The sequence below is a fragment of the Dellaglioa sp. CoH-55-MRSF-9 genome (assembly GCF_056782155.1).
Genome location: NZ_JBXAYG010000003.1, coordinates 135,534 through 156,474, shown reverse-complemented (window position 1 = coordinate 156,474; position 20,941 = coordinate 135,534). Strand labels below are relative to the sequence as shown.

23 protein-coding genes are annotated in these 20,941 nt (G+C 34.9%); 5 read left to right on the top strand and 18 right to left on the bottom strand.

Annotation, left to right across the window (positions count from 1 at the left end):
* Nucleotides 1-16: 16 nt before the first annotated feature.
* The 10 genes from hxlB to recX form a co-directional block, all read right to left on the bottom strand.
* The gene (gene hxlB, locus AC1RPV_RS04510) at nt 17-559 is read right to left on the bottom strand and encodes a 6-phospho-3-hexuloisomerase (protein ID WP_481761513.1); all 543 of its coding nucleotides are present in this window, start codon (nt 557-559) and stop codon (nt 17-19) included.
* Nucleotides 556-1,182, bottom strand: coding sequence for an orotidine 5'-phosphate decarboxylase / HUMPS family protein (locus AC1RPV_RS04505; RefSeq protein ID WP_481761514.1), 627 nt, complete (start codon nt 1,180-1,182; stop codon nt 556-558). The genes hxlB and AC1RPV_RS04505 overlap by 4 nt, the downstream gene beginning before the upstream one ends.
* Nucleotides 1,182-2,141 carry a sugar kinase gene (locus AC1RPV_RS04500; RefSeq protein ID WP_481761515.1) on the bottom strand — a complete coding sequence of 320 codons (960 nt, stop codon included), beginning with the start codon at nt 2,139-2,141 and terminating at the stop codon, nt 1,182-1,184. The genes AC1RPV_RS04505 and AC1RPV_RS04500 overlap by 1 nt, the downstream gene beginning before the upstream one ends.
* A 30-nt stretch (nt 2,142-2,171) precedes the next feature.
* The gene (locus AC1RPV_RS04495) at nt 2,172-3,458 is read right to left on the bottom strand and encodes a gluconate:proton symporter (protein WP_481761516.1); all 1,287 of its coding nucleotides are present in this window, start codon (nt 3,456-3,458) and stop codon (nt 2,172-2,174) included.
* 3 nt (nt 3,459-3,461) lie between these two features.
* Nucleotides 3,462-4,208, bottom strand: coding sequence for a sugar phosphate isomerase/epimerase family protein (locus tag AC1RPV_RS04490; RefSeq protein WP_481761628.1), 747 nt, complete (start codon nt 4,206-4,208; stop codon nt 3,462-3,464).
* 16 nt (nt 4,209-4,224) lie between these two features.
* Entirely contained in the window at nt 4,225-4,482 is a 258-nt protein-coding gene (locus AC1RPV_RS04485; RefSeq protein ID WP_481761517.1) for a hypothetical protein, read from the bottom strand.
* A 231-nt stretch (nt 4,483-4,713) separates the two neighbouring features.
* A complete protein-coding gene (locus tag AC1RPV_RS04480; RefSeq protein WP_481761518.1) occupies nt 4,714-5,706 on the bottom strand; it encodes a LacI family DNA-binding transcriptional regulator in 993 nt (330 codons plus the stop codon).
* A gap of 148 nt (nt 5,707-5,854) precedes the next feature.
* Nucleotides 5,855-6,412: a nucleoside tri-diphosphate phosphatase gene (gene ntdP / locus AC1RPV_RS04475; protein WP_481761519.1), complete on the bottom strand. Its 558-nt coding sequence runs from the start codon at nt 6,410-6,412 to the stop codon at nt 5,855-5,857.
* Nucleotides 6,413-6,494: 82 nt separating this feature from the next.
* Nucleotides 6,495-7,616 (bottom strand): A/G-specific adenine glycosylase, encoded by a 1,122-nt coding sequence (gene mutY, locus AC1RPV_RS04470; protein ID WP_481761520.1) that lies wholly within the window; start codon nt 7,614-7,616, stop codon nt 6,495-6,497.
* Nucleotides 7,613-8,422 (bottom strand): recombination regulator RecX, encoded by an 810-nt coding sequence (gene recX / locus AC1RPV_RS04465; protein ID WP_481761521.1) that lies wholly within the window; start codon nt 8,420-8,422, stop codon nt 7,613-7,615. Before recX ends, mutY begins: the two co-directional genes overlap by 4 nt.
* Before the next feature lie 105 nt (nt 8,423-8,527).
* On the opposite strand from recX, the gene rlmD reads away from it, so the two are divergent.
* Nucleotides 8,528-9,925, top strand: a complete 1,398-nt coding sequence (gene rlmD / locus AC1RPV_RS04460; protein WP_481761522.1) for a 23S rRNA (uracil(1939)-C(5))-methyltransferase RlmD — start codon at nt 8,528-8,530, stop codon at nt 9,923-9,925.
* A gap of 39 nt (nt 9,926-9,964) precedes the next feature.
* Here rlmD and AC1RPV_RS04455 read toward each other — a convergent pair whose 3' ends face one another.
* From AC1RPV_RS04455 to AC1RPV_RS04445, 3 genes are all read right to left on the bottom strand, one after another.
* On the bottom strand, nt 9,965-11,677 hold the full coding sequence (locus AC1RPV_RS04455; RefSeq protein ID WP_481761523.1) for an N-acetylmuramoyl-L-alanine amidase: 1,713 nt from the start codon (nt 11,675-11,677) through the stop codon (nt 9,965-9,967).
* Between the two features lie 65 nt (nt 11,678-11,742).
* Nucleotides 11,743-12,843, bottom strand: coding sequence for a glucosaminidase domain-containing protein (locus AC1RPV_RS04450; protein WP_481761524.1), 1,101 nt, complete (start codon nt 12,841-12,843; stop codon nt 11,743-11,745).
* Nucleotides 12,844-12,933: 90 nt separating this feature from the next.
* Nucleotides 12,934-13,785 (bottom strand): competence protein ComK, encoded by an 852-nt coding sequence (locus AC1RPV_RS04445; RefSeq protein ID WP_481761525.1) that lies wholly within the window; start codon nt 13,783-13,785, stop codon nt 12,934-12,936.
* Nucleotides 13,786-14,043: 258 nt separating this feature from the next.
* Between AC1RPV_RS04445 and AC1RPV_RS04440 the strand changes: the two genes are divergently transcribed.
* From AC1RPV_RS04440 to AC1RPV_RS04425, 4 genes are all read left to right on the top strand, one after another.
* A complete protein-coding gene (locus tag AC1RPV_RS04440) occupies nt 14,044-14,607 on the top strand; it encodes a sigma-70 family RNA polymerase sigma factor (protein WP_481761526.1) in 564 nt (187 codons plus the stop codon).
* Between the two features lie 99 nt (nt 14,608-14,706).
* Complete coding sequence (locus tag AC1RPV_RS04435; protein WP_409022133.1) at nt 14,707-14,907, top strand: DUF1659 domain-containing protein; 201 nt, start codon at nt 14,707-14,709, stop codon at nt 14,905-14,907.
* A 22-nt stretch (nt 14,908-14,929) separates the two neighbouring features.
* Nucleotides 14,930-15,157 (top strand): DUF2922 domain-containing protein, encoded by a 228-nt coding sequence (locus AC1RPV_RS04430; protein ID WP_409022132.1) that lies wholly within the window; start codon nt 14,930-14,932, stop codon nt 15,155-15,157.
* Between the two features lie 103 nt (nt 15,158-15,260).
* Nucleotides 15,261-16,553, top strand: coding sequence for an APC family permease (locus tag AC1RPV_RS04425; protein ID WP_481761527.1), 1,293 nt, complete (start codon nt 15,261-15,263; stop codon nt 16,551-16,553).
* A 30-nt stretch (nt 16,554-16,583) separates the two neighbouring features.
* Here AC1RPV_RS04425 and AC1RPV_RS04420 read toward each other — a convergent pair whose 3' ends face one another.
* The 5 genes from AC1RPV_RS04420 to rfbA form a co-directional block, all read right to left on the bottom strand.
* Nucleotides 16,584-17,396, bottom strand: coding sequence for a sugar phosphate isomerase/epimerase (locus AC1RPV_RS04420; RefSeq protein ID WP_481761528.1), 813 nt, complete (start codon nt 17,394-17,396; stop codon nt 16,584-16,586).
* A gap of 104 nt (nt 17,397-17,500) precedes the next feature.
* Nucleotides 17,501-18,346, bottom strand: coding sequence for a dTDP-4-dehydrorhamnose reductase (rfbD, locus tag AC1RPV_RS04415; protein WP_481761529.1), 846 nt, complete (start codon nt 18,344-18,346; stop codon nt 17,501-17,503).
* Nucleotides 18,347-18,393: 47 nt separating this feature from the next.
* Nucleotides 18,394-19,422: a dTDP-glucose 4,6-dehydratase gene (gene rfbB / locus AC1RPV_RS04410; protein WP_481761530.1), complete on the bottom strand. Its 1,029-nt coding sequence runs from the start codon at nt 19,420-19,422 to the stop codon at nt 18,394-18,396.
* Nucleotides 19,423-19,441: 19 nt separating this feature from the next.
* Nucleotides 19,442-20,023 (bottom strand): dTDP-4-dehydrorhamnose 3,5-epimerase, encoded by a 582-nt coding sequence (rfbC, locus tag AC1RPV_RS04405; protein ID WP_481761531.1) that lies wholly within the window; start codon nt 20,021-20,023, stop codon nt 19,442-19,444.
* Nucleotides 20,023-20,901, bottom strand: coding sequence for a glucose-1-phosphate thymidylyltransferase RfbA (gene rfbA, locus AC1RPV_RS04400; protein WP_481761532.1), 879 nt, complete (start codon nt 20,899-20,901; stop codon nt 20,023-20,025). The genes rfbC and rfbA overlap by 1 nt, the downstream gene beginning before the upstream one ends.
* Between the last annotated feature and the right edge of the window lie 40 nt (nt 20,902-20,941).

Here is a 20,941-nt window from a genome sequence, read left to right as displayed (position 1 = left end):
TGATAGTTGCTATTTTTTATTCTAAATTACTATGGCTCGCCTTCGCCTGATCATTTGATACGTTGTCTCTACGACTTACCTTCAGCACTAATGCATCCAGAGCAATATGCACACTTTGATCAAATAGCGTACTCAATAATTGGATTGACTTTACACTATTATCAGCTTTTGTTGCACCAGGCACAACGACAACTGAGTTAGATACTTTCGCTAAAGGAGACTCGCCGTTACTTGTAAGCCCGACTACTTTAACGCCAATTTTCTTAGCACTTTCAGTTGGTTCAAGTACACTCTTAGTTGTCCCAGAGCCAGAAACAGAAACTAGCACATCCCCTTCTGCAATTGACGGTGTAATTGTCTCACCAATTACAAAGACCGTATAACCGATATGCATTAATCTCATTGCGAATCCTTTTGCCATTAACCCAGATCGCCCAGCACCTAAGATAAAAATTCTTTTATCTTTCGTAATTAACTTCTCAGCACCATTTAATTGGTCATCACTAACTTTAGCAATGACCGCGTTAATTTCATCCATTATTTCATCAAGTAAACTCATTTAATAACCTCCATAAATTTTTTTGCCATATCTAATGGTTTCTCATTATTCATTATTTTACCACCAACAATGATTCTTTCCACGATACCTTGAACAGCCAATCTTTTTGCCTGTTCAATATCAATACCACCGGCAACCGCGATTTTTTTTATATTTGGAAATTTAGCATGGAATTCAGCCACCGCTTTTACGGCATCAAAATCTTGATCTTTCTTATCATGTGAGTAATGTAATCCAAAAATGGCTTCATCAAATTTTTGTAATTTTTCAATTTTCGTCTCATCTACTTCCAATAAATCTATCAGAATGTTTTTTTTCTGATTAACCGTTAATTCATAAACTTGTTCAATCGTATCAATTGACGAACTTGCCATAACCGTTAACGTATCCGCGTTAGCAGAGAATCCCTTTTCAAATTCATAAACACCCTCATCAATTGTCTTTAAATCAAATAATACTTCTGATTGATTAACTTTTTCCGTAACAGATTTTAACGCATTTATCCCATAATCTTTAATCAAAGAGGTCCCAACTTCGATGACATTGACAACACCATCTAAGTAGCTGACGCTCTCCATAAGGTCTTCTAACGTAACGCGATCAATAGCGACTTGTAATTTCATTATTCCTGTACGCCTTCCTTTTTATAAAAATCCTGTAGTTCTTTAGGTGTTGGGTAGCCATCATTATCACCTGGTGTCTGAACTTGAAGCGCACCAACTGCATTTCCTCGTAAAACGGCTGACTCCATAGATTTGTTTTCCAATAATGCTGTAATAACGCCTAATGCAAATCCATCGCCTGCACCAACAGTATCCACAACTTTATCCACTTTGAAGCCTTTAATCGTTTTCATACTACCATCTGAATTTTTGATAAATGCACCACTTGCACCTATTTTAACAATTACCGTTTTTGTCCGTTTGCCTTTTAAATAAAAGTCGGCAATTTCTTCTGGATTATCACTGCCCATCAGAATTTTTCCTTCTTCAACACCTGGTAAAACAACATCTGCATAACCTGCCAGTTCATTAACGGTCGCAACCATATAATCTTTACTTTTCCACAATGTTGGTCGTAAATTAGGGTCAAATGTAATGAATTTTTGGTTATCCACAAGGCGTGTTAATAACGTTCTAAATGTTTTTTCGGCCACATCTGAAATAGCTGGGAAAATACCAGACATATGCGCTATTTTAACATCATCTAAATTTATTGCATCAATTCGATCACTTGTTAAATGAGCTGCAGCTGACCCTTTACGGTAATTAAAAGTCTCTGGGTCACCCGTTGATACGAGTTGTTTCAATTGATGCCCCGTCCAATGATTTTCACTTTCGCTAATATAATCGATACCCACACCATGTCCTGAAATAATACTCTTCGCGTATTGGCCAAAAGGTTCTGTTCCAACTCGAGAAACATATTCAACATCATGCCCTAAGCGTTTAACTCCGATCGCTACGTTTAATTCTGCGCCACCTAATATTTTCACATAATTAACTGATTCTGATAAGCTTTGATCCATATCTTTTGAGGCAAATGTAATGATTGGTTCGCCAATTGTTATAACTTCACTCATTATATTTTCTTCCCTTCATGTCTCTTAATTTTAACCGAAAAAGTAATAAACTAAAACTTCATTAATAATTGAAACAAACCACATGATTGGAACACCTCTTTTTAATAAATCTTTTGATTGAACTTTCATATAATCAAGGCCCCAAACATTCCATGATTGCGTGATTCCTGTTGAAACAGCAAGAAGCGCAGGCACATAGAGAAGTGGTAATAAGAAGGCATCATTGAACAACCCGGTTCCCGAAAGAACCGCTGCAGTTGCAGCTCCAGCACCCCAAACATGTAACGGACCTCTGAATAACGCGAGCGGTGCTAATACTCCAAATACAATAGCAAGGATTAAATGGTCATGCGGTAATATCAGACTAAATACATGTTGAAACCTAACAGCGTTCAACTGAGCAGCACCAGCAAACATCACTAACGCCATTAAAAACATAATCAATCCTGCGATATCACCAATCGCTTTTTGAATCGTACTATTCAAGAAGTCGACGAAATTTTTATATCCTTTCATATTTCCAGTAACAGCTATCGCAAACAATGTTGCTAAAGTTAATCCTGGAATAGCATCCCAGCCGAAAATCATATTCATAACGACCGGAATAATTGGTGCAACAAATGCAATTTTTGGTATGGGGCGACTTTCAGAATTTTGTTGTGTCTCACCAATAATTTTTAGATTTGAATCAACATTTTCTTGAGTAAATTTCTTGCGATGTAAAACTAAGAAAATAATTACCGCGATTAATTGAACTGTCATTGCTGTCCAACCGAAGATTAAGTATTGTCCGCCGTATACGGCATTTGGAAAAAATGCTTTAATTTGATTGAATAAAACAACATTAATGTACATTGGTGCCCCAATTGACATGACAAATGCAGTAAGTGCGATGTCTCTTGGAATACCTAGGGATAACATGATTGGTAATAAGATAACCCCTATCGCAATCACAGATCCCACTCCGTATGCGCTTACAAAAATAAACGCTGTTACCAAAACAATTAAAATAGCTGCTATTAATGGTCGTTTTTTCCCAACTTTTTTTGTTGCTTCTGAAATTGCAGGCGCAATCCCACTATCAACAAGAACCCTTCCGAACCATGATCCAAATGCAATATAGATAATTGTCGGTCCATAATTCAATGCTGGTTCAGCAAATACTTTTTGAACTGCCTTATCGAATGGAATTTGTCCAATGATAGACCATAAAATAGCCATTACGAAGAACCCGACCATGATGTTTCCACCCTTTAAAATATAAATAATAAATCCTACAAAAGTGATTAATAATAAAATCGGTATTAGGGTTGCCATAAGCTAGTCCTCAATTTCTTTTTTTAATAACACTATCTGGGATTGAATTAACGCTTTGTTATCCATCGGATATTCAAGAGCGAAAGCCACTTTTTTTGGTAGATGGGCTAAAATAGCTCGCCAATCAAACATTCCTTCATCTAAATTTTTCGACGTCATTAAGTTTCCAGCATTATTAATAACGTTTTTCAAATGGATATAGTCCGTGTATTGTGAAAGCTCATCTGCACTCTGAATAGCATCTTGTTTCGTAAAAGCCCAATTACCAAGATCATAAACATAACCAACAGGCACATTTTGTCGTTTAGCACTTTCTAAAAATGTCGTTAATGCCTTAACACTGCCACTTAATGCAGTTTGATCATTTTCAACATTCATTGTTATTTTGTCTAAAGGAAATTCACTAAAAGCCTGCTTTAAATCTCCAGTAAATGCCGCAAAATTTCCAATATTAAATTTAATTTTTTTGATTCCCATAATTAAACCTTCTTGAAAATAAGTAACTAATTTAGGGTTTAACGTGCCATTGTCTAAAAAAACTTGATCAGGAACACTATAATTAACAATTAATCCGTATTGTTTTGCTTTTTTTGCAACTTTGGGTAATTCACTATCTAAATCTTTAAAATATTCACGTCTAACTTCGATACCGTCAACACTTAATTTTGAAACGCGATCAACCAATTCATCCTGTTTAATTCCATTTTCTACATCATTCTCAAAAATCCATGTATTTAAAATAACTGTCATCATTTTTCCTCCAATATTAATATTTATTGAGTTTCTTTACCCTATTCATTAATGTCTCAAAATTCATGTCCTCGAATTTTTCTGCATTTTTATTATCAAAATTTTCTCGTTCTATCTCGTTAAAATTTTCTGCTAAGTAATATGCCGTCAAATAGGCTGCAAGGTAATTCTTAGCCGTTTTCACCATGTTTTCATCCTCAAACTTAGCCTCTACAGTTGTAGAGGCAAAGCCCAACGCAAATTTATCAACATCTAAAAAAGTTCTTTTATCCATTTTTAGCGCCTCCAATTCATTATCTATTAACAAGTTAGGTAAACGTTTACATGGATAGTATATATGCAGTATTCCATAATTGCAAGTCTTAAATATAAATATATATTTCTAAACAAGGTAAACGTTTACTCCAGTAAGGTATCTAGCCTGTTTATTTTTTTAACTTTAAATTACATTTTAAGGACAATAAAAAAAGACTTACCCTTGAGCAAGTCTTTTCCATATTAGTATCTACTTAAATTCAGCAGGTATAATTATTTTTTTATTTTTCGTATTTGTTTCACCATTTAATTCATTCAACAATAATTCTGCTGCACTAGCACCTAGTAAAAAAGGATTTTGATTAATCAACGAAGTTCCTGAATTAATCGCTTTTATGACTTCAGTATCTGAAAATCCCGTTACCGCTACCCGTTGATTGACCATGAATCCATCAGCGATAATTTTAGGTAGTAAGTAAAGCAACCAACGTTCCTTCAACGCAAATACAAGCGTTCTTTTATCATCACGTATTAATCTATTTTTCAGTTCAGCATATGTTTGATTTAATTTTGTATCACCATCTATAACCTCAATCACCTTAGTGTCTGGACTGACCGAATTAATTCCGTTATACCGCTCTTCCCGAGTTGAAATACCTGTCACTTCACCAGTAATGATAATGACTTGATCAAATCCTTGATTTAGATAATATCTTGTTACTTGTTGGCTAATATCAAAGTTATTTGTAACAACATTAGCTAAACTAGAATCAGAAAGTTCACGATCAACAATAACAATGGGCATGTCTCGTCTAACCGCATCCCTTAAATCGGCTTCTTTTCTAAGTATTGGTTGCATGATTAGTCCATCAAACGATTTTTCGCCAATAATTTTAAGGATACCTTGTTCTTTATATTTATTAGAATCGGAATCAAATAAAACCGCTGTATAACCTTGTGCATCTAAAATTGAGCTAATACCTTTAAACATTTCTGTGGCAAAATAATCATCCACATCTGAAACAATTGTAGCAATCATTCGACTTTTTTTTGTAATCATCTGTCTAGCCGCGTCATTAGGGACATAGTTTAATTCTTTAATCACATTTTGGACTTTCAATGCTGTCTCTTTAGACATACGCTCTGTTTTACCATTCAAAAAACGTGATACAGTTGCGATTGAAACATCTGCCTTACTTGCAACATCTTTTATATTCGCTTTAGTAGCCATTTTTTCATCCATTCATTAATTATATTATTTCGTCTAGTTTTCCTTTTATTCCGTTGCTAAACTATCTATATATTACCATACTGCTCAATTTATTAGAAAATACCTCACTAAAATAGTAAATAAAAAGGATAATTCTACTTAAAATTCAGAATTATCCTTTTTATTTATTATTTTCACGTTCCGCTAGTTCGAGGTAACGATTGTACCAGATATCTATATATTCTTTAGAAAATGGCCCTTTCCCGTTATCTATCCAGTCCACAAGTGTTCGGACGTTATACTTCAATATCTTATCGATATCGTCAGAATATTCCCATTTTTTCCCGTGTTCTGCATATTCATCTACATCCAATAACCGTTTCTCACCATCTGGGAAAACTTTGACATCTAAATCATAATCTATATATTTCAAAGCTTCCTTATCTAACGTGGCTGGTGAAGCCAAATTACAATAATAAGAAACGCCGTTATCACGTATCATGGCTATAATATTAAACCAATAGTGTTTATGAAAAAAGATAATTGCTGGTTCTCTGGTCACCCATCGCCGGCCATCTGCTTCGGTCACCAATGTATGATCATTACACCCAATAATCATATTCTCACTTGTTTTCAACACCATCGTATCACGCCATGTTCGATGCAAACTACCGTCGTGTTTATAACTCTTTATGGTAATGAAGTCGCCCTCTTTAGGCTCCTTTGACTGATTACTCATCTCTACCAAAACCCACTTTCTAAACACGTAGTGCATTTTACATCGATTGCATGAATATTATACCAAAAAAAGAACTATTTTACTAAAATTTATTTGAAGAAAGGCTGATATATTTGTCCCAAATTTTTTGTTGTACTTTAGGAACTGCAATCTGGTCAAAATCTTTTTCAAGTATGAATTCGCCAGGAAAATAACTTAAGTCAAACGATTTACTTTTCACGGTAAATAATTCAATTAACCATTTTTGATGGGTAAAGGTATGTTTTACGACGGAACCTTCTAATGCTGAAAAAATCAACTTATGGTTCAAATTATCTTGGCTCCATTGGCCTAATTTTATAACTAAATCATCCGTTAATAACACGTCTCCTGGTTTGTCTTCCAGTTCTTCCAGCTTAATTAAAGGAAACGCTAATAAATTTGCGAGCATCCCTTTACTAGAACGTTTCTCAAATAAATACCCTTTTTTTGTTTCAATTATCAAAGCAATATAGGGCATTTCAACTGGTCGCGGCTTCTTTGATTTCACTGGATAATCAAGTTCTTTACCATCTAAATAAGCTTGATTAAACGACTTAACTGGAGAATGTTCAGAATCTGGATTCTTAGCACTCATGTAACTTGAACCCAAATCCATGACAGCTTGGTTAAAGTCTCCAGGTCTTTCTTTAGAAATAATTTGTTGAATGACTTTTTCAAAAATAAGTCGGGTCTGTGGTTTCGCAATATCATCTTCTATCTCAAATAAGCGTGAAAATACACGAAAAGCATTACCATCAACGGCAGGAACAACTTCGTTAAAAGCAATACTTGCGATTGCTCCGGCAGTATATGGCCCAATTCCAACTAAATTTTGCAGTTCCTTAGCTGTTTGCGGCCATTGCCCAGAATAATCTTGAACAACTTGTTTTGCTGCTTTTTGCATGTTTCGAACTCTTGAATAGTAACCGAGTCCTTCCCATGCTTTTAAAATACGTTCTTCTGGCGCATTAGCAAAATTTTCAACACTCGGAAACCATTCCATAAATCGTTCATAGTACGGAATAACCGTATTTACTTGTGTTTGTTGGAGCATAATTTCTGATACCCAAATATGGTAGGGTTCATGGTCTCTGCGCCAAGGAAGATCCCTTTTTTCACTATCATACCAAGTTAACAATGCCTCTTGAAAAGCTGTGATTTTTGCGTCATCCCACATTATCATTCAAGCGCCTCATCTTGTTCTTTCAGCTCAATATATTCATTAATATCATCAAACTGAAACCCTTTTTGAAATAGCCCCTGTTTAACTTTCATGGCGCGCTGACTACCTTCCAAGCGACGTTGCCGTTTCCAGACTTTATCCCCTTGTTTAACAAGTGCATCCCATTCGGCTTCGGGATCAATTTCAAGTTCTAAGGCATCCATTATTTGTGAAATGTCATCAGACTTAAAGCCTTTAGTCATTAATGCCTGACGAACCTTGTTCTTTAAATTACTAAACGATTGATCGTGGTAATGCTTAACTAATTTTTCGGCGACTTTAATTCCATTTTCTAATTGGTCATCAACTGGAAATTCTTCTAAGGCTTCATCAATACTTTCAGCTGCAACACCTTTTAATCGTAACTTTTGGCGAATGACTGTTGGTCCTTTATCCGACGTGTGCATCATTGTTCTAACGTAACTTTTAGCATATTCAAGATCATTTACTAATCTAAATTCATATAACTTTTCGATTGTTTCTTCAATCGCGTCTTCCGTAATTTCATGTTTCTTCAAATAATCCTTAATCTCTTTTACGGTTCGCATTTGCGTTGATAAATAGTTTAACGCTTTTGAATACGCTTTTGAACGATCATCTGCATCAGCAATTTGTTTAATTAATGCCTCATCTAATTCCATCCCTTTAGCAAGATGAAATGAAATAAGAACTTCTTCCCCAATTGGAAAAGCATATTTTTCATCCAGAAAGACATTATATCGTCCAGCACGTTTTTGTGTGGTTATTTTTGTGATTTTTTTTGTCATATAGACTCCTTTAAATGCTTATCTTGTTATTATATCTTTGAACTGCCAAAATGCCAATATTCCTGTGTTATAATAAGAAAAAAGCAATAAGGAGTTTATAAAAATATGTCAGACAATCAAGAATTTGGATCAGAAATTGAAGCCGGTTCACGTTTTCCTTTAACTATTAAACGCTTAGGTATTAATGGTGAAGGCATCGGCTATTACAAACGTAAGATTACATTCGTACCTGGTGCTCTTCCAGACGAAGTCGTTGTAGCAGAAGTCACTAGTGTTGCAGATTCTTATATCAACGCTAAAATTCATAAAATTCGTAAACAAAGTCCTGTTCGCGTTGAACCAAAAGACGCAACATACAGTGAAGTCGGCGGAATTGAATTAGAACATTTAAACTACAAAGGCCAATTAGCTTTCAAAAAAGATGTTATCGTACAATCTTTAGAAAGATATAAACCGCGTGGTTATGAACACTATGATTTAAAAGAAACTATCGGTATGCAAAATCCATATGAATACCGTAATAAAGCGCAATTCCAAGTTCGCGAAAAAGATGGTCACGTCATCGCTGGACTTTACAAACCAAAGAGTCATGATTTAGTAGACTTAAAAGAATTCAGTACGCAACGTCCTACAACAATGCTTGTTATTCGTCACGTTGTTGCGTTATTAGAGGAACTCGGAATTCCTATTTACAATGAAGAAGCTAAATCAGGTATTATCAAAACGCTTGTTGTTCGTGAATCTTTTGATACCGGTGAGGTTCAATTAACCTTCATCACAAACTCGGCAAAATTACCTAAGAAACGTGAACTAGTTATGCATATCTTAGAAGAATTACCTATGGTTACTTCTGTCATGCAAAATATCAACAAAGGTGAAACATCACTTATTTGGGGTGACGAAACCATTAATATCGCTGGCCAAGACTTCATCATGGAACGTCTTGGTAAAATGAAATTCAAATTATCAGCACGTGCTTTCTTCCAATTAAACCCAGTTCAAACTGGCGTTTTATACGATGAAATCAATAAAGCTCTTAACTTAGATAAAAATGAATCATTAGTTGATGCTTACTGTGGTGTTGGTACCGTTGGCCTTTATGTTGCCCATGGTGCTAAAGAAGTTCGCGGTATGGATACAACACCTGAAGCGATTGAAGATGCACGAGAAAATGCTGTTCTATCACATCAAGAAAATACCACATATGAAGTTGGTAAAGCTGAAGATATCTTACCTAAATGGTTGGAAGAAGGTTTCGTACCTGATGCCCTAGTTGTTGATCCACCACGTACTGGTTTAGATGATCAATTAATTGAAGCCATCAATAAGAGTCGTCCTAAAAAATTTGTTTATGTATCATGTAATCCATCGACACTCGCAAAAGATTTAGAATTGTTAACAAAATCATACCGCGTTGATTATATTCAACCCGTTGATATGTTCCCACAAACATCAAAAGTTGAAGCCGTCGTTAAATTATCACGTCGTTCTTCAGGAAAATAAAGCAAAAAAAGAAGCCATAAAATGGCTTCTTTTTTTGCTTTAACTATTCGTTCGACCAACTAAGACGCTACCATAAGCCCAATAGGTCTTTCCTGTTTCAATAACTGTAAAACGGTACATATATGAATCTTCTTTACCATTTTCTTTAATTGTAGCCATGCAATCTACATTAACTGCTTTACCTCTAATTGTAGCATCACTTGCTCTTCCTGTTGTTACTGATAAATATGCTGAATTATAAACATGATTATGCAAGTAGTAAGTGCTTGTCGTACTTACGGTTCCAGTCTGTTTAAGTGACTTATAAGTAATTGATTGATTAAATGTTAAGGCCTTTGAATAAACCCAATATTTATTTAATCCTGATTTAATTTGATACCAAGTTGTTCCTTGGCTTCTATTTTCTGCTCGAGCTAATAATTTCACTGTTTGCCCAGTTAATTGTGTTGAAGAACCATAGTTAACCGTATTATCAGTAGAGTTCTTAACTGAGTTATAAAGCATATATTTATTACTATTAACTTTTGCAGTTTCTGAACCAGATGCACTATGCATTTCTAAATTAACTAGTGCATCCTTATTGACTGCTCCTGTGTAAACCCAATGATCATCTGAACCAATTTTAATACGATACATCGTTGATTTAGCACCATTATAATCAGTTATAACGGCTTTTTGATTAATTGTATATGTTCTATTTTTATAATTGGCTGAATCACCTGTCTTTTTAGATAGATAATCTGAATTGTATACATGATCATGTAACTGATATGACTTACCATTAAATTTAGCTGAAACATTCATTGGTGAGTAACTTACTTTTCTTAATTTTAAGGCGTCACTATAGATCCAATATTTTGTGGATGTCCCTTTAACACGGACGCGATACCAAGTAGTGCTACCATTTTTAACACCACGCATATCTGCATACAATGTTTTACCGCTTAACTTGCTGCTTGAACCTTTATCGACTGCGCCGACCGTCCCTTTAACATGGTTATAAAGACGGTAACTTGTATTATTCATCTGAACAGTTTCTGATCCAGCTGCACTGTGATATGCGACCTTCACACCTAATTGTGTGTAGTATTCTTTGATTAAATCATACAAGTCTGACATTGAATATGACTCATTAAACCATTTATTACCAGATTCGCTATAGTAACCAACTGGATCACCATGATCAGTTGCACCTAAATACTTACTGACATCTGCATGTGCCCAAACTGTTGCGCCCGCTCCATGATTGCTAGCAGTTGCTAAACTTGGTTTCAACCCATATTGTTGTAAAATATAGGCAGTATAGTAGGCGGCATTATTAACTTCTCGTGCAAATGCCGACTTGCTATGAACACGCGTTTCTTCAAATTGCACGAAACGTTGGTTACCTTTAGGACCAGAGCCCCATGACATGACGTTCGTTTTTGCAATATTAATAATATTATGATCGTCAACAAAACTGTGCACAAATGCATTACCATAATTGGCTTTCATAAAAGCCATTTCACCATATATGGTAGATGATGGGTTAGCTGTTTCATGAACAACAACACCTTCTGGTTTACCTTGACGATAAGTCATATCATCGGTTGGAAAACCACCCCAGATAGCACTTGTAATCTCATTTGGTGCAATATGTTGAGAATGTATATAATTATTTACCTTTGATGAAGCCGAAACTGATTGATTCATTAATCCAGCCGCTACAATCCCCAAAACAATGGCAAAACCCATTACTATTTTTTTCTGCATTTTCAATAACTCTCCTATTTTTTTATTGCTATCCCTTAGCAATATTAGTTCAACAACCTAATAAATTAATGTTTATTAATGGCTCCCTTATAGACCCAATGATTAGTAGATCCAATTTTGACTCGGTACATCGTTGATTTAGACCCATTGTAATCAGTAATAATCGCTTTTTTATTAATTGTATAAGTTCTATTATTATGTGTTTTTGATTGACCTGTCTTTTTAGATAAATAATCTGAATTATAAACATGATTATGTAACTGATATGATTTATTATTAAAATTTCCTGTATTTTTTACTGTAGAATAACTTGTTTTTCTTAATTTTAATGCTTGTTTATAGATCCAATACTTCGTTGATGTGCCTTTAACTCTTACTCGATACCAAGTTGTGCTACCTTCTTTTACGCCACGCATGTCCGCATAGACTGTCTTACCTGTCAACTTAGCAGCCGCACCTTTATCACGACTACCTGCTGTTCCTTTAACATGATTGTAAAGACGGTAACCAGTATTAGCTACTTTGACTGTTTCAGAACCGGCTGCGCCATTATAAGCGACTTTAACGGTATTATCTAAACTAGCTAAATTATATCTAGAAATTAAGTTATTTAATTTTTTACCGTAGGCACTACTTGTCGAGTATTTTAAACTCAATGATGCTGTTGCTTTTTGATAAGTACTAGCTTTTTCACGCCATGTACCTGAGTAATACTTAGCATCCCAACTTACACCGTTACGTAAATGGTTGGCATAATCTTGAATAGATGCTTTAGCATTTGGGTATTTTTTAAATTTAGACACCGCATAATAAGCTTTCCCTTTGCTATTATATTCCAATGATTTAACTGAATATGATTGTCCCTTATAGGCACCCTTCATACCAAAAAAATTATTAGCCTTTTTTGCCAACGTACTTTGACCCCAAGAAGATTCAAGAATCATCTGTGATAGCATCACTGATGGATACAAGTTTTTATCTTTTGACACTGCTTGAATCGTTGGTCCATTCTTTTCAATGAGAGCCTTTGTTTGGGCAGTCGTGGCTGCCGTAACTGTTGATTCATTTTTACTTTGATTCCCAATTGGTAAGTTTATTGAGCTAAATCCCGTAATAGCAACAAATGTTACCGTAACTAATTTTGTTAACAACTTTTTATTTTTCATATTTCCCCCTATTTTTCCGAAATTATCAGCTTTAATTATATCAAATTTGCATGTCTAATAACGCCTTTTTCCGTTACATTATGATTACAATTAGTAACGCATAATGCCTCTATTAGTATGCGCCCAACTACACGTTTTTTTGATAATTGAGTCGTCAGGTGATTCATCAGAATACCCTTTCAACGTGTAGATGGCTAATAAATGCTTAACTTCCTTAATGAAATCTATTTTATCCACATAGGTATCACGTCTGTTCTGAACTAAAGATAAGATAGCATCATGATATCTAAATTGGGGTGTTGGATTTTCAAAACCAAGTTCTGCAGCTATTTTACTGGCCAAAGAAACTTGAATATCTGTAAAAAGATGCGCTAAATTTAATTGCTTTAGAAATTGCGAATACTTACTTTGAACTCTAATTCTTAATCCATTGTTGAAAAATAAATCAGTTCCATTTTCTACATCGGAAATATTAGCAAGATGGTGTCCTGCCGTCCATGAGGCATCCCGTTTTGATGGCCCACTATCTGGAAATAACTGATACATACCACATGTGTAAGGTAGAGCTTGTTTCTTTTCAACTAATGACACAATCGCACGCATTGCGACAAAAGTTAGAATTTTTTCATTAATCAAGCGATTCACAAAATTTGTTGTTGTGTATTTACATAATAAAATATCTTTATGCTTATCAAAAATAATGGATCGTAAATCATCCCGTCTGTGTGTTATATGGTGAATATACAAAGTTGTCTCCATGTTCACTTGATAGTTATCCGTTACAATTCCATGTTCTGTAAAAAAATGATCATCCGTAACGTCTATTATTGGATGATTCTCCAACAAGTTTCGCCAATATTGAGACCCAACAGTCAATAAGCGTGTTTCTGGATAATCTATAATTTCTTTAAAATCCCGTTCTAATTCATTCTCCAAGTTCAATAGCCTACTCCTTTTCTTACTTTCATTTAACAACTTATCCTATGTTACAGATTTAATTGTAACTAATCTTGTGTGAACTTAAGTCTAATTGTTAAGTTTATCTTAAGAAAATTAATAGTCTACCTTTAATTCTTAAATGCTCATCAAAAACCCATAAATACGCTCATTTCGTCGTCTATTTTAAAATTGAATAACCTCGTATTCTAATTAAGAACCTTGGCCAAGGGATCTTAAAAGAAACGAGGCAACTCTACTAATATGTCAAATCAAATAAACCCAGGTCTAGCTTTTCTACTGAAAAATGACCGTGAAAAACTTATCTTTGGTGTTCTAAAAAGAATGTCGATTAATCAATCGCATGCTTCATATGACGATTTCGTACAAGAAGCACGATTAGCATTCAGCGCTGCATATGACCAATACCCTAAAACTATTGAAGATAATGAACAAACTTTCATGGTTTACGCCTATCAACGTGTCTACTGGCGACTTCTTGATTTAATTAATCGACAATCTAATCAACAAACGCATTTAGAACCTAATAAGGATGATTCAACTAATCCAACTGATTCCATCATTGATTTAACCCTCCAAACACAAGATACTATCGCTGAAAAATTATTTACAGAACACCTTTTTAAATCACTCTATGACCTCTGTTCAAACGCCGAACAACATTATCTAGTCGATTGTTATATTAGACACAAAACAGTCACAGAAATTGCTGCCAGTCATCATGTTAGCCGTCAAACAGCCTATAACTGGCGTAATAGCGTCGGTCGGAAAGTACTTTTAGTCATTGCTCAAATGAATCAAGAATAAATATCAGTATTTGCTTTACAAAATGGTTAACCGATTCTTTATTATCTATGTAAGGCGTCGCGGCACTTATCAAATATAGACACACAAAGGAGAACATATATGAGTAAAACTTGGGTAAAAACAAACGTTATCGTTGAGGGATTAAGTTCTGACGGCTCTGAACGTAAACGTTCATTCGCTAACATTACTGAAAATGCCTCTAACGAAGCTATTGCACAACTCGGCGCTACAGTTGCTTCATTAACTGGTGATAACACCGTTAAAATGACCATCCGCACAGAATCAAGTCTTTTAGCTTAATCAAACCTAAGGAGGAAATTATATGAAACAATTAGATTTAGCATTTAAAAATGAAGCGGGTAAAACGCGCCATATGAAATTACGTTACGTTAATACAGATTTAGATCCAGCAACCGTTAAGAAAGCCATGGATGACATTACAGGTTCTGATTTATTCCATCGTGATAACGAAAAAATGTTCGTAACCCCTATCTCAGCACAATTTGTTGAAACCATTGAAACACCAATCTACACAAACGATTTAGTTTAACCGTAAAAGCCAACTTAATTGTTGGCTTTTTTTGTACCCTCATAGCACCTATCAATTGCCTTTTAACATCATATTGGCTATTCTAAAATTTAGGGGGATTGTAATGAATAAAATAGAAGATAAAAAAATGACGTTTTTCACGGTTTTCTTGTTAGGAATTAACGGTATTATTGGATCGGGGATTTTCTTATTATCTGGTAAAATTTATAATGATATTGGACCACTCAGTATCTTTACAATTATCGCTGCAGCATTAGCAGTCACCATGATTGTGCTCTGTTACGCAACACTAGCAAGTAAATTTTCGGAAGATGGTGCGGCTTGGTTATATGCCTATAATGCATTCGGTAAATTTACTGGTTTTCAAGTTGGTATATTTACTTGGATATTAGGCGTAGTGACTTTGTCAGCCGAAATTGCTGCGTTACTAACTGTCTTAAAAATACTTTTTCCAGCATTACAACAAACGCTTATTTATGATGTTTCAGCAATTGCCTTAGTCATTATTCTAGGCATCATTAATTATTTTGGAACAGCTATTCTAGATTTCGCAGACAATCTGTCTTCTGCAGCTAAAGTATTTATCATGTTACTCTTTATTATTGTCGGTGCTTTCTTCATTAAGGATGCTCATTTTACGCCCATGATTCCGACTGATATTCACAGTAACACTCAGTTATTTACGAAATTTAATACAGCATTTGGTGTCATTTTTTATATGTATACTGGCTTTTCATTTTTACCGATTGCTGCTGCTAAAATGGATAATCCGGAAAAGAATATTCCGAAAGCACTATTAAGCGTTATTGCAACGGTGACTTTATTATATGTTTTACTTCAAACGGTTGCCGTGGGTATCCTTGGCCCTAACTTAGGATCGTACTCATTACCAATTGCTGCGGCATTCAAAAGTATCTTTGGTCAGTGGGGTTATATGATCATTATCATTGGGATGTTGATCTCTATTCTTGGGGTTGCCATCTCAGTATCATTCAATACACCTATTGTGGCTGCATCGCTAGCAAATGAACATCAGCTTTTACCAAAAATAATCGGTAAGCAAAGTAAACACAATACACCGGTTATCGCAATCATTGTGACATCTATCACAAGCATCCTCCTGCTACTTAGCGGTAGTTATTTATTCTTAGTATCATGCATTGTCTTTGCATCGTTTGTCCAATATGTACCAACAATTCTAGCAACATTTAAATTCAATAATGATCCAAATTTACCAAAAGGTTTCAAATTACCAGGTGGTCCAATTATTCCAAGCCTTGCATTAATTATCTCACTTTACTTACTGTTAAGTTTTAATTGGAAAATCATCTTATTCGGCGTTATCGTGTTAGTACTAGGGTGTTTACTCTACTGGTTTGATAACCGAAAAAAATAACCATTGATTTTGAAAGTTCAAAACCAATGGTTATTTTTCTATTAAATTTTGTAGATATTCATGACTTTCCAACATTTCGCGACAATCATTTTGATTTTCTAAATCAATTTCGTAAATAGTCGTTGCATTTGGATTAAGCAAAGGATATGCTAACTTCCAATCAATCTTGCCTTTTCCTAAAGTTAAACTATCATGAAATTTACCCATTGAATCGACTAAGTGATAATGGACGATATTTGGCATTAACCGTTTCAAACTCGCTTGTAAGTCAGTATTACTACCTGCTTGTTTAATAAAGGCATGCGATGTATCAAATGCTAAGCGATACCCTTTTTGTAGAATAAACTGATCCATCTCTTCAGACCCATAATAAAATAAATCAGAAATCGAATTCTCAAACATGACGTTATTTTGTCCATATTTTTGATAATAATCCATCCGATTAAATAACGCTGATTCCGCAACCTCAAAATTAGGATATTCAGCAATAATTGTTGGCGTTTGTCGATTATATGAACCATGAATGAGGGTTTGAATTGATTTATCTTTTGCGAGCTGAATCAATGTCTCAGTACTTTCTCTAACAAAACGATATAACCTAGGATCAGCTGTTTCGGAAACGGCTAATTCAACAGATTGTTCACCAACCTTCATTGGATGATGCATGACAATCTTCTTCGTAGTTGCCTTCACCTCATCAATCTCATCTGATAATCGTTTTAATCCATCTCCAGAAACATCAAATTCATTTAGATAGAATTCAAAAATATCTGGATTATGTTGTAACCGATCATGGAGTTGAATTGGGTCAGTTCCCGCCTTTAATCCTAATGGTATTGTCATTTGAATCATCTCCTTGGTACTATGTTAGCATTAAATTGGGTGAAAATAAAAAGGAGTGACTTCTAATGATTCAATTTCTCAAATCACTAGAAAACTCCCCTTTTCTATACTTCAATTTTAGCCATAAATTCATGTAAAGCATCTTGCCAACTTGGTACTTCAAATCCCGTTGCTTTAACTTTACTCAAATCCATAACTGAATGTCTAGGTCGGTATGCCTTTTGTGGATATTCTTCAGACGTTACTGGACTTATTTCAACTACTTCATCCTTTAAAATCTCACTAGCAAATTCATACCAAGTACATGAATTATCATTAGAAAGCTGATATAACCCATAAGGAATATTTTTTTGAACTGCATATAACATAAAATCAGCCAGCGTTCTAGTCCAAGTTGGCCGTCCAACCTGATCACTAACAACAGTCAGATGATCATGAGTTTTAGCTAAGTTTAGCATCGTATAGACGAAGTTCTTTCCATATTCGCCAAAAACCCATGATGTACGGATAATATAATACTTACTCATTATTTTAGCAACGGCTTCTTCTCCAGCTAACTTCGTCCGACCATATTCATTTTTAGGCGCAGTGGGTGTTTTTTCTGTATACATTTGATCATTAGTCCCATCAAATACATAATCAGTACTAATGTAAACTAACGTAGCACCCACAGATTCTGCTGCTGTGGCAATATTCTGAGTACCTATAACATTAACTTGTTCATTAATAGCTTTACCAGGTTCTTCTTCAGCATTATCAACAGCTGTATAAGCTGCACAGTGGTAGACAATTTCTGGGCGATTATCTAAAAAATAATTATTAACTGCTTTTGAGTCAGTAATATCTAAATCTTTAGAACCAGTTCCTGTATATACAATCTTTTTTTCATCTAATAAATGACTTAATTCTGTTCCTAATTGACCATTTACACCCGTAATTAATATTTTCATAATTAGCTCCTTCAAAAAAAGAATGGACTTAAGTCCATTCTTAGTTATTATTGTCCATTTTTTGCATAATTTGCTTCAACTGCATCTTTCTCAGCTTTCCACCAATTTTCATTATTTCGGTACCAATCAATCGTATCTTGTAATCCTGATTTAAAATCAGTAAATTCAGGATTCCAACCAAGCTCTTCACGTAATTTTGATGAATCAATAGCATATCGTAAATCGTGTCCTGGGCGATCTTTAACGACATCATAAGCATCTTTAGGTTGACCCATTAATTCTAAAATCAACTCCAAAACAGCCTTATTATCTTGTTCACCATCCGCACCAATCAAATAAGTTTCACCAATACGACCCTTATTTAAAATAGCCCAGACAGCACTTGAATGATCATTAGTATGAATCCAATCGCGAACATTTTTACCAGAACCATATAACTTAGGCCGGATTCCACTCAAAACATTAGTAATCTGTCTTGGAATAAACTTCTCAATATGTTGGTATGGTCCATAATTATTGGAACAATTTGAAATTGTTGCCTGTAAATTGAATGAACGCACCCATGCACGAACTAATAAATCTGATCCAGCCTTTGTTGATGAATATGGACTGCTTGGATTATAACGTGTTTCAGGTGTGAATTTTTCACCTTCACCTTCCCCATGACCGGGTAAATCTTCGCGTAATGGTAAGTCTCCATACACTTCATCAGTTGAAACATGATGGTAGCGGACATTGTATTTACGACAAGCTTCTAGCAATGTATATGTTCCGATAATATTAGTTTGAATAAAAGGTGATGGATCTTTTAAAGAATTATCATTGTGACTTTCTGCAGCGTAATGTACTACCGCATCTGTTTTGCTAACAAGTTCATCAACTAGTTTAGCGTCAGTAATATCTCCCACTACTAGCTCAACACGATCAGCAGGTAGTCCAGCTAAATTTTCTTTATTTCCTGCATAAGTTAATTTATCTAACACGGTAATGTGAACATCTGGGTGGTTATTAACCACATAATGGACAAAATTAGAACCAATAAATCCGGCCCCACCTGTTACAATAATATTTTTCATTTAAAAACACCTCTCCTATTTAGATTTCTCCATACACAAACGGATTGTCTTTTTCAAACTCTGTAAACGTTGGTTGTGCAGCATCTTTTTCAGATGTAATTGCTTGGTCAAAATCAATAGGCCAATCAATATTTAGTTCAGGAGTTTTAAATGAAATCCCACCATCTGCTGCTGCATTGTAGTAACCATCACATTTATAAAGGAAATTAACATCATCTGTTAATGTTACAAATCCATGGGCATACCCTTTAGGAACTAATAATTGGCGATGGTTACTTGCAGAAAGAATATATCCTTCCCACTGTTTATAAGTAGGTGAACCTTTTCGAACATCGACAATAACATCTAGTACTGCCCCTGTCACGACCCGAATTAATTTAGTTTGTGCAGCTTCTCCACGTTGAAAATGAAGTCCTCTTAAAACGCCAGCTTGTGTTGATAATGAATGATTATCTTGGATAAAATCAATATCTATTCCAGCTTCTTTGAAATCTTTGTCTGAATATGACTCCGTAAAAAAGCCGCGATTATCACCAAATACTGCTGGTTCAATAATCTTAACATCTTGTAACTTTGTTGTTGATACTTTTAATTTACCCATTACTTTTTATCCTCTTCTTCTGCGATACGTAACATGTACTGTCCATAATCATTTTTTTTGAGTGGTTGTGCTAGATCAATTAATTGTTCGCGTGAAATATAACCCATTCGATAGGCGATTTCCTCTAAATTAGCTACTTGCATATTTTGCATTCTTTGAACAGTTTCAATAAACTGCCCTGCTTCAAGTAAACTTGCATGTGTCCCTGTATCAAGCCAAGCAAATCCACGTCCCATAATTTCAACATGTAGTCTTCCTTTTTCAAGATAGACCTTGTTAACATCCGTAATTTCAAGTTCGCCACGTGGTGACGGCTTAATATTTTTTGCTATATCAACAACTGAATTATCATAAAAGTATAAGCCTGTTACTGCAAAATTACTTTTAGGGTGATCCGGTTTTTCAACAATCGAAATTGCTTTATGGCTCTCATCAAATTCAACAACACCAAAACGCTCGGGATCACGCACTTGATAACCAAATACGGTAGCCCCCTCAGTTTGATTTGCAGCCCGTTCAAGCATCTTAGTCATACCTGGACCATAATAAATATTATCACCTAAGATGAGCGCAACGCTATCATTACCAATGAAATCAGCACCAATAATGAATGCTTCTGCTAATCCATCTGGTGTAGGTTGAACGGCATACTCTAAATTAATGCCTAATTCAGAACCGTTGCCCAATAATTCTTGAAAACGTGGCGTATCTTCAGGAGTAGAAATAATTAGAATATCCTTGATACCTGCCAACATTAATGTTGATATTGGATAATAGATCATTGGTTTATCATAAATCGGCATCAGCTGTTTACTTGATGCACGTGTCAATGGATATAAACGAGTCCCACTACCTCCGGCTAAAACTATTCCCTTCATACACTTTTCCTCCTAAAATATTCTAATTAATTTTTGTAAA

Bases quoted from the DNA above. Each gene is read 5' to 3' on its own strand.
- hxlB (WP_481761513.1), bottom strand. From the start codon at position 559: ATGAGTTTACTTGATGAAATAATGGATGAAATTAACGCGGTCATTGCT.
- AC1RPV_RS04505 (WP_481761514.1), bottom strand. From the start codon at position 1,182: ATGAAATTACAAGTCGCTATTGATCGCGTTACGTTAGAAGACCTTATG.
- AC1RPV_RS04500 (WP_481761515.1), bottom strand. From the start codon at position 2,141: ATGAGTGAAGTTATAACAATTGGCGAACCAATCATTACATTTGCCTCA.
- AC1RPV_RS04495 (WP_481761516.1), bottom strand. From the start codon at position 3,458: ATGGCAACCCTAATACCGATTTTATTATTAATCACTTTTGTAGGATTT.
- AC1RPV_RS04490 (WP_481761628.1), bottom strand. From the start codon at position 4,208: ATGACAGTTATTTTAAATACATGGATTTTTGAGAATGATGTAGAAAAT.
- AC1RPV_RS04485 (WP_481761517.1), bottom strand. From the start codon at position 4,482: ATGGATAAAAGAACTTTTTTAGATGTTGATAAATTTGCGTTGGGCTTT.
- AC1RPV_RS04480 (WP_481761518.1), bottom strand. From the start codon at position 5,706: ATGGATGAAAAAATGGCTACTAAAGCGAATATAAAAGATGTTGCAAGT.
- ntdP (WP_481761519.1), bottom strand. From the start codon at position 6,412: ATGAGTAATCAGTCAAAGGAGCCTAAAGAGGGCGACTTCATTACCATA.
- mutY (WP_481761520.1), bottom strand. From the start codon at position 7,616: ATGATAATGTGGGATGACGCAAAAATCACAGCTTTTCAAGAGGCATTG.
- recX (WP_481761521.1), bottom strand. From the start codon at position 8,422: ATGACAAAAAAAATCACAAAAATAACCACACAAAAACGTGCTGGACGA.
- rlmD (WP_481761522.1), top strand. From the start codon at position 8,528: ATGTCAGACAATCAAGAATTTGGATCAGAAATTGAAGCCGGTTCACGT.
- AC1RPV_RS04455 (WP_481761523.1), bottom strand. From the start codon at position 11,677: ATGCAGAAAAAAATAGTAATGGGTTTTGCCATTGTTTTGGGGATTGTA.
- AC1RPV_RS04450 (WP_481761524.1), bottom strand. From the start codon at position 12,843: ATGAAAAATAAAAAGTTGTTAACAAAATTAGTTACGGTAACATTTGTT.
- AC1RPV_RS04440 (WP_481761526.1), top strand. From the start codon at position 14,044: ATGTCAAATCAAATAAACCCAGGTCTAGCTTTTCTACTGAAAAATGAC.
- AC1RPV_RS04435 (WP_409022133.1), top strand. From the start codon at position 14,707: ATGAGTAAAACTTGGGTAAAAACAAACGTTATCGTTGAGGGATTAAGT.
- AC1RPV_RS04430 (WP_409022132.1), top strand. From the start codon at position 14,930: ATGAAACAATTAGATTTAGCATTTAAAAATGAAGCGGGTAAAACGCGC.
- AC1RPV_RS04425 (WP_481761527.1), top strand. From the start codon at position 15,261: ATGAATAAAATAGAAGATAAAAAAATGACGTTTTTCACGGTTTTCTTG.
- AC1RPV_RS04420 (WP_481761528.1), bottom strand. From the start codon at position 17,396: ATGACAATACCATTAGGATTAAAGGCGGGAACTGACCCAATTCAACTC.
- rfbD (WP_481761529.1), bottom strand. From the start codon at position 18,346: ATGAAAATATTAATTACGGGTGTAAATGGTCAATTAGGAACAGAATTA.
- rfbB (WP_481761530.1), bottom strand. From the start codon at position 19,422: ATGAAAAATATTATTGTAACAGGTGGGGCCGGATTTATTGGTTCTAAT.
- rfbC (WP_481761531.1), bottom strand. From the start codon at position 20,023: ATGGGTAAATTAAAAGTATCAACAACAAAGTTACAAGATGTTAAGATT.
- rfbA (WP_481761532.1), bottom strand. From the start codon at position 20,901: ATGAAGGGAATAGTTTTAGCCGGAGGTAGTGGGACTCGTTTATATCCA.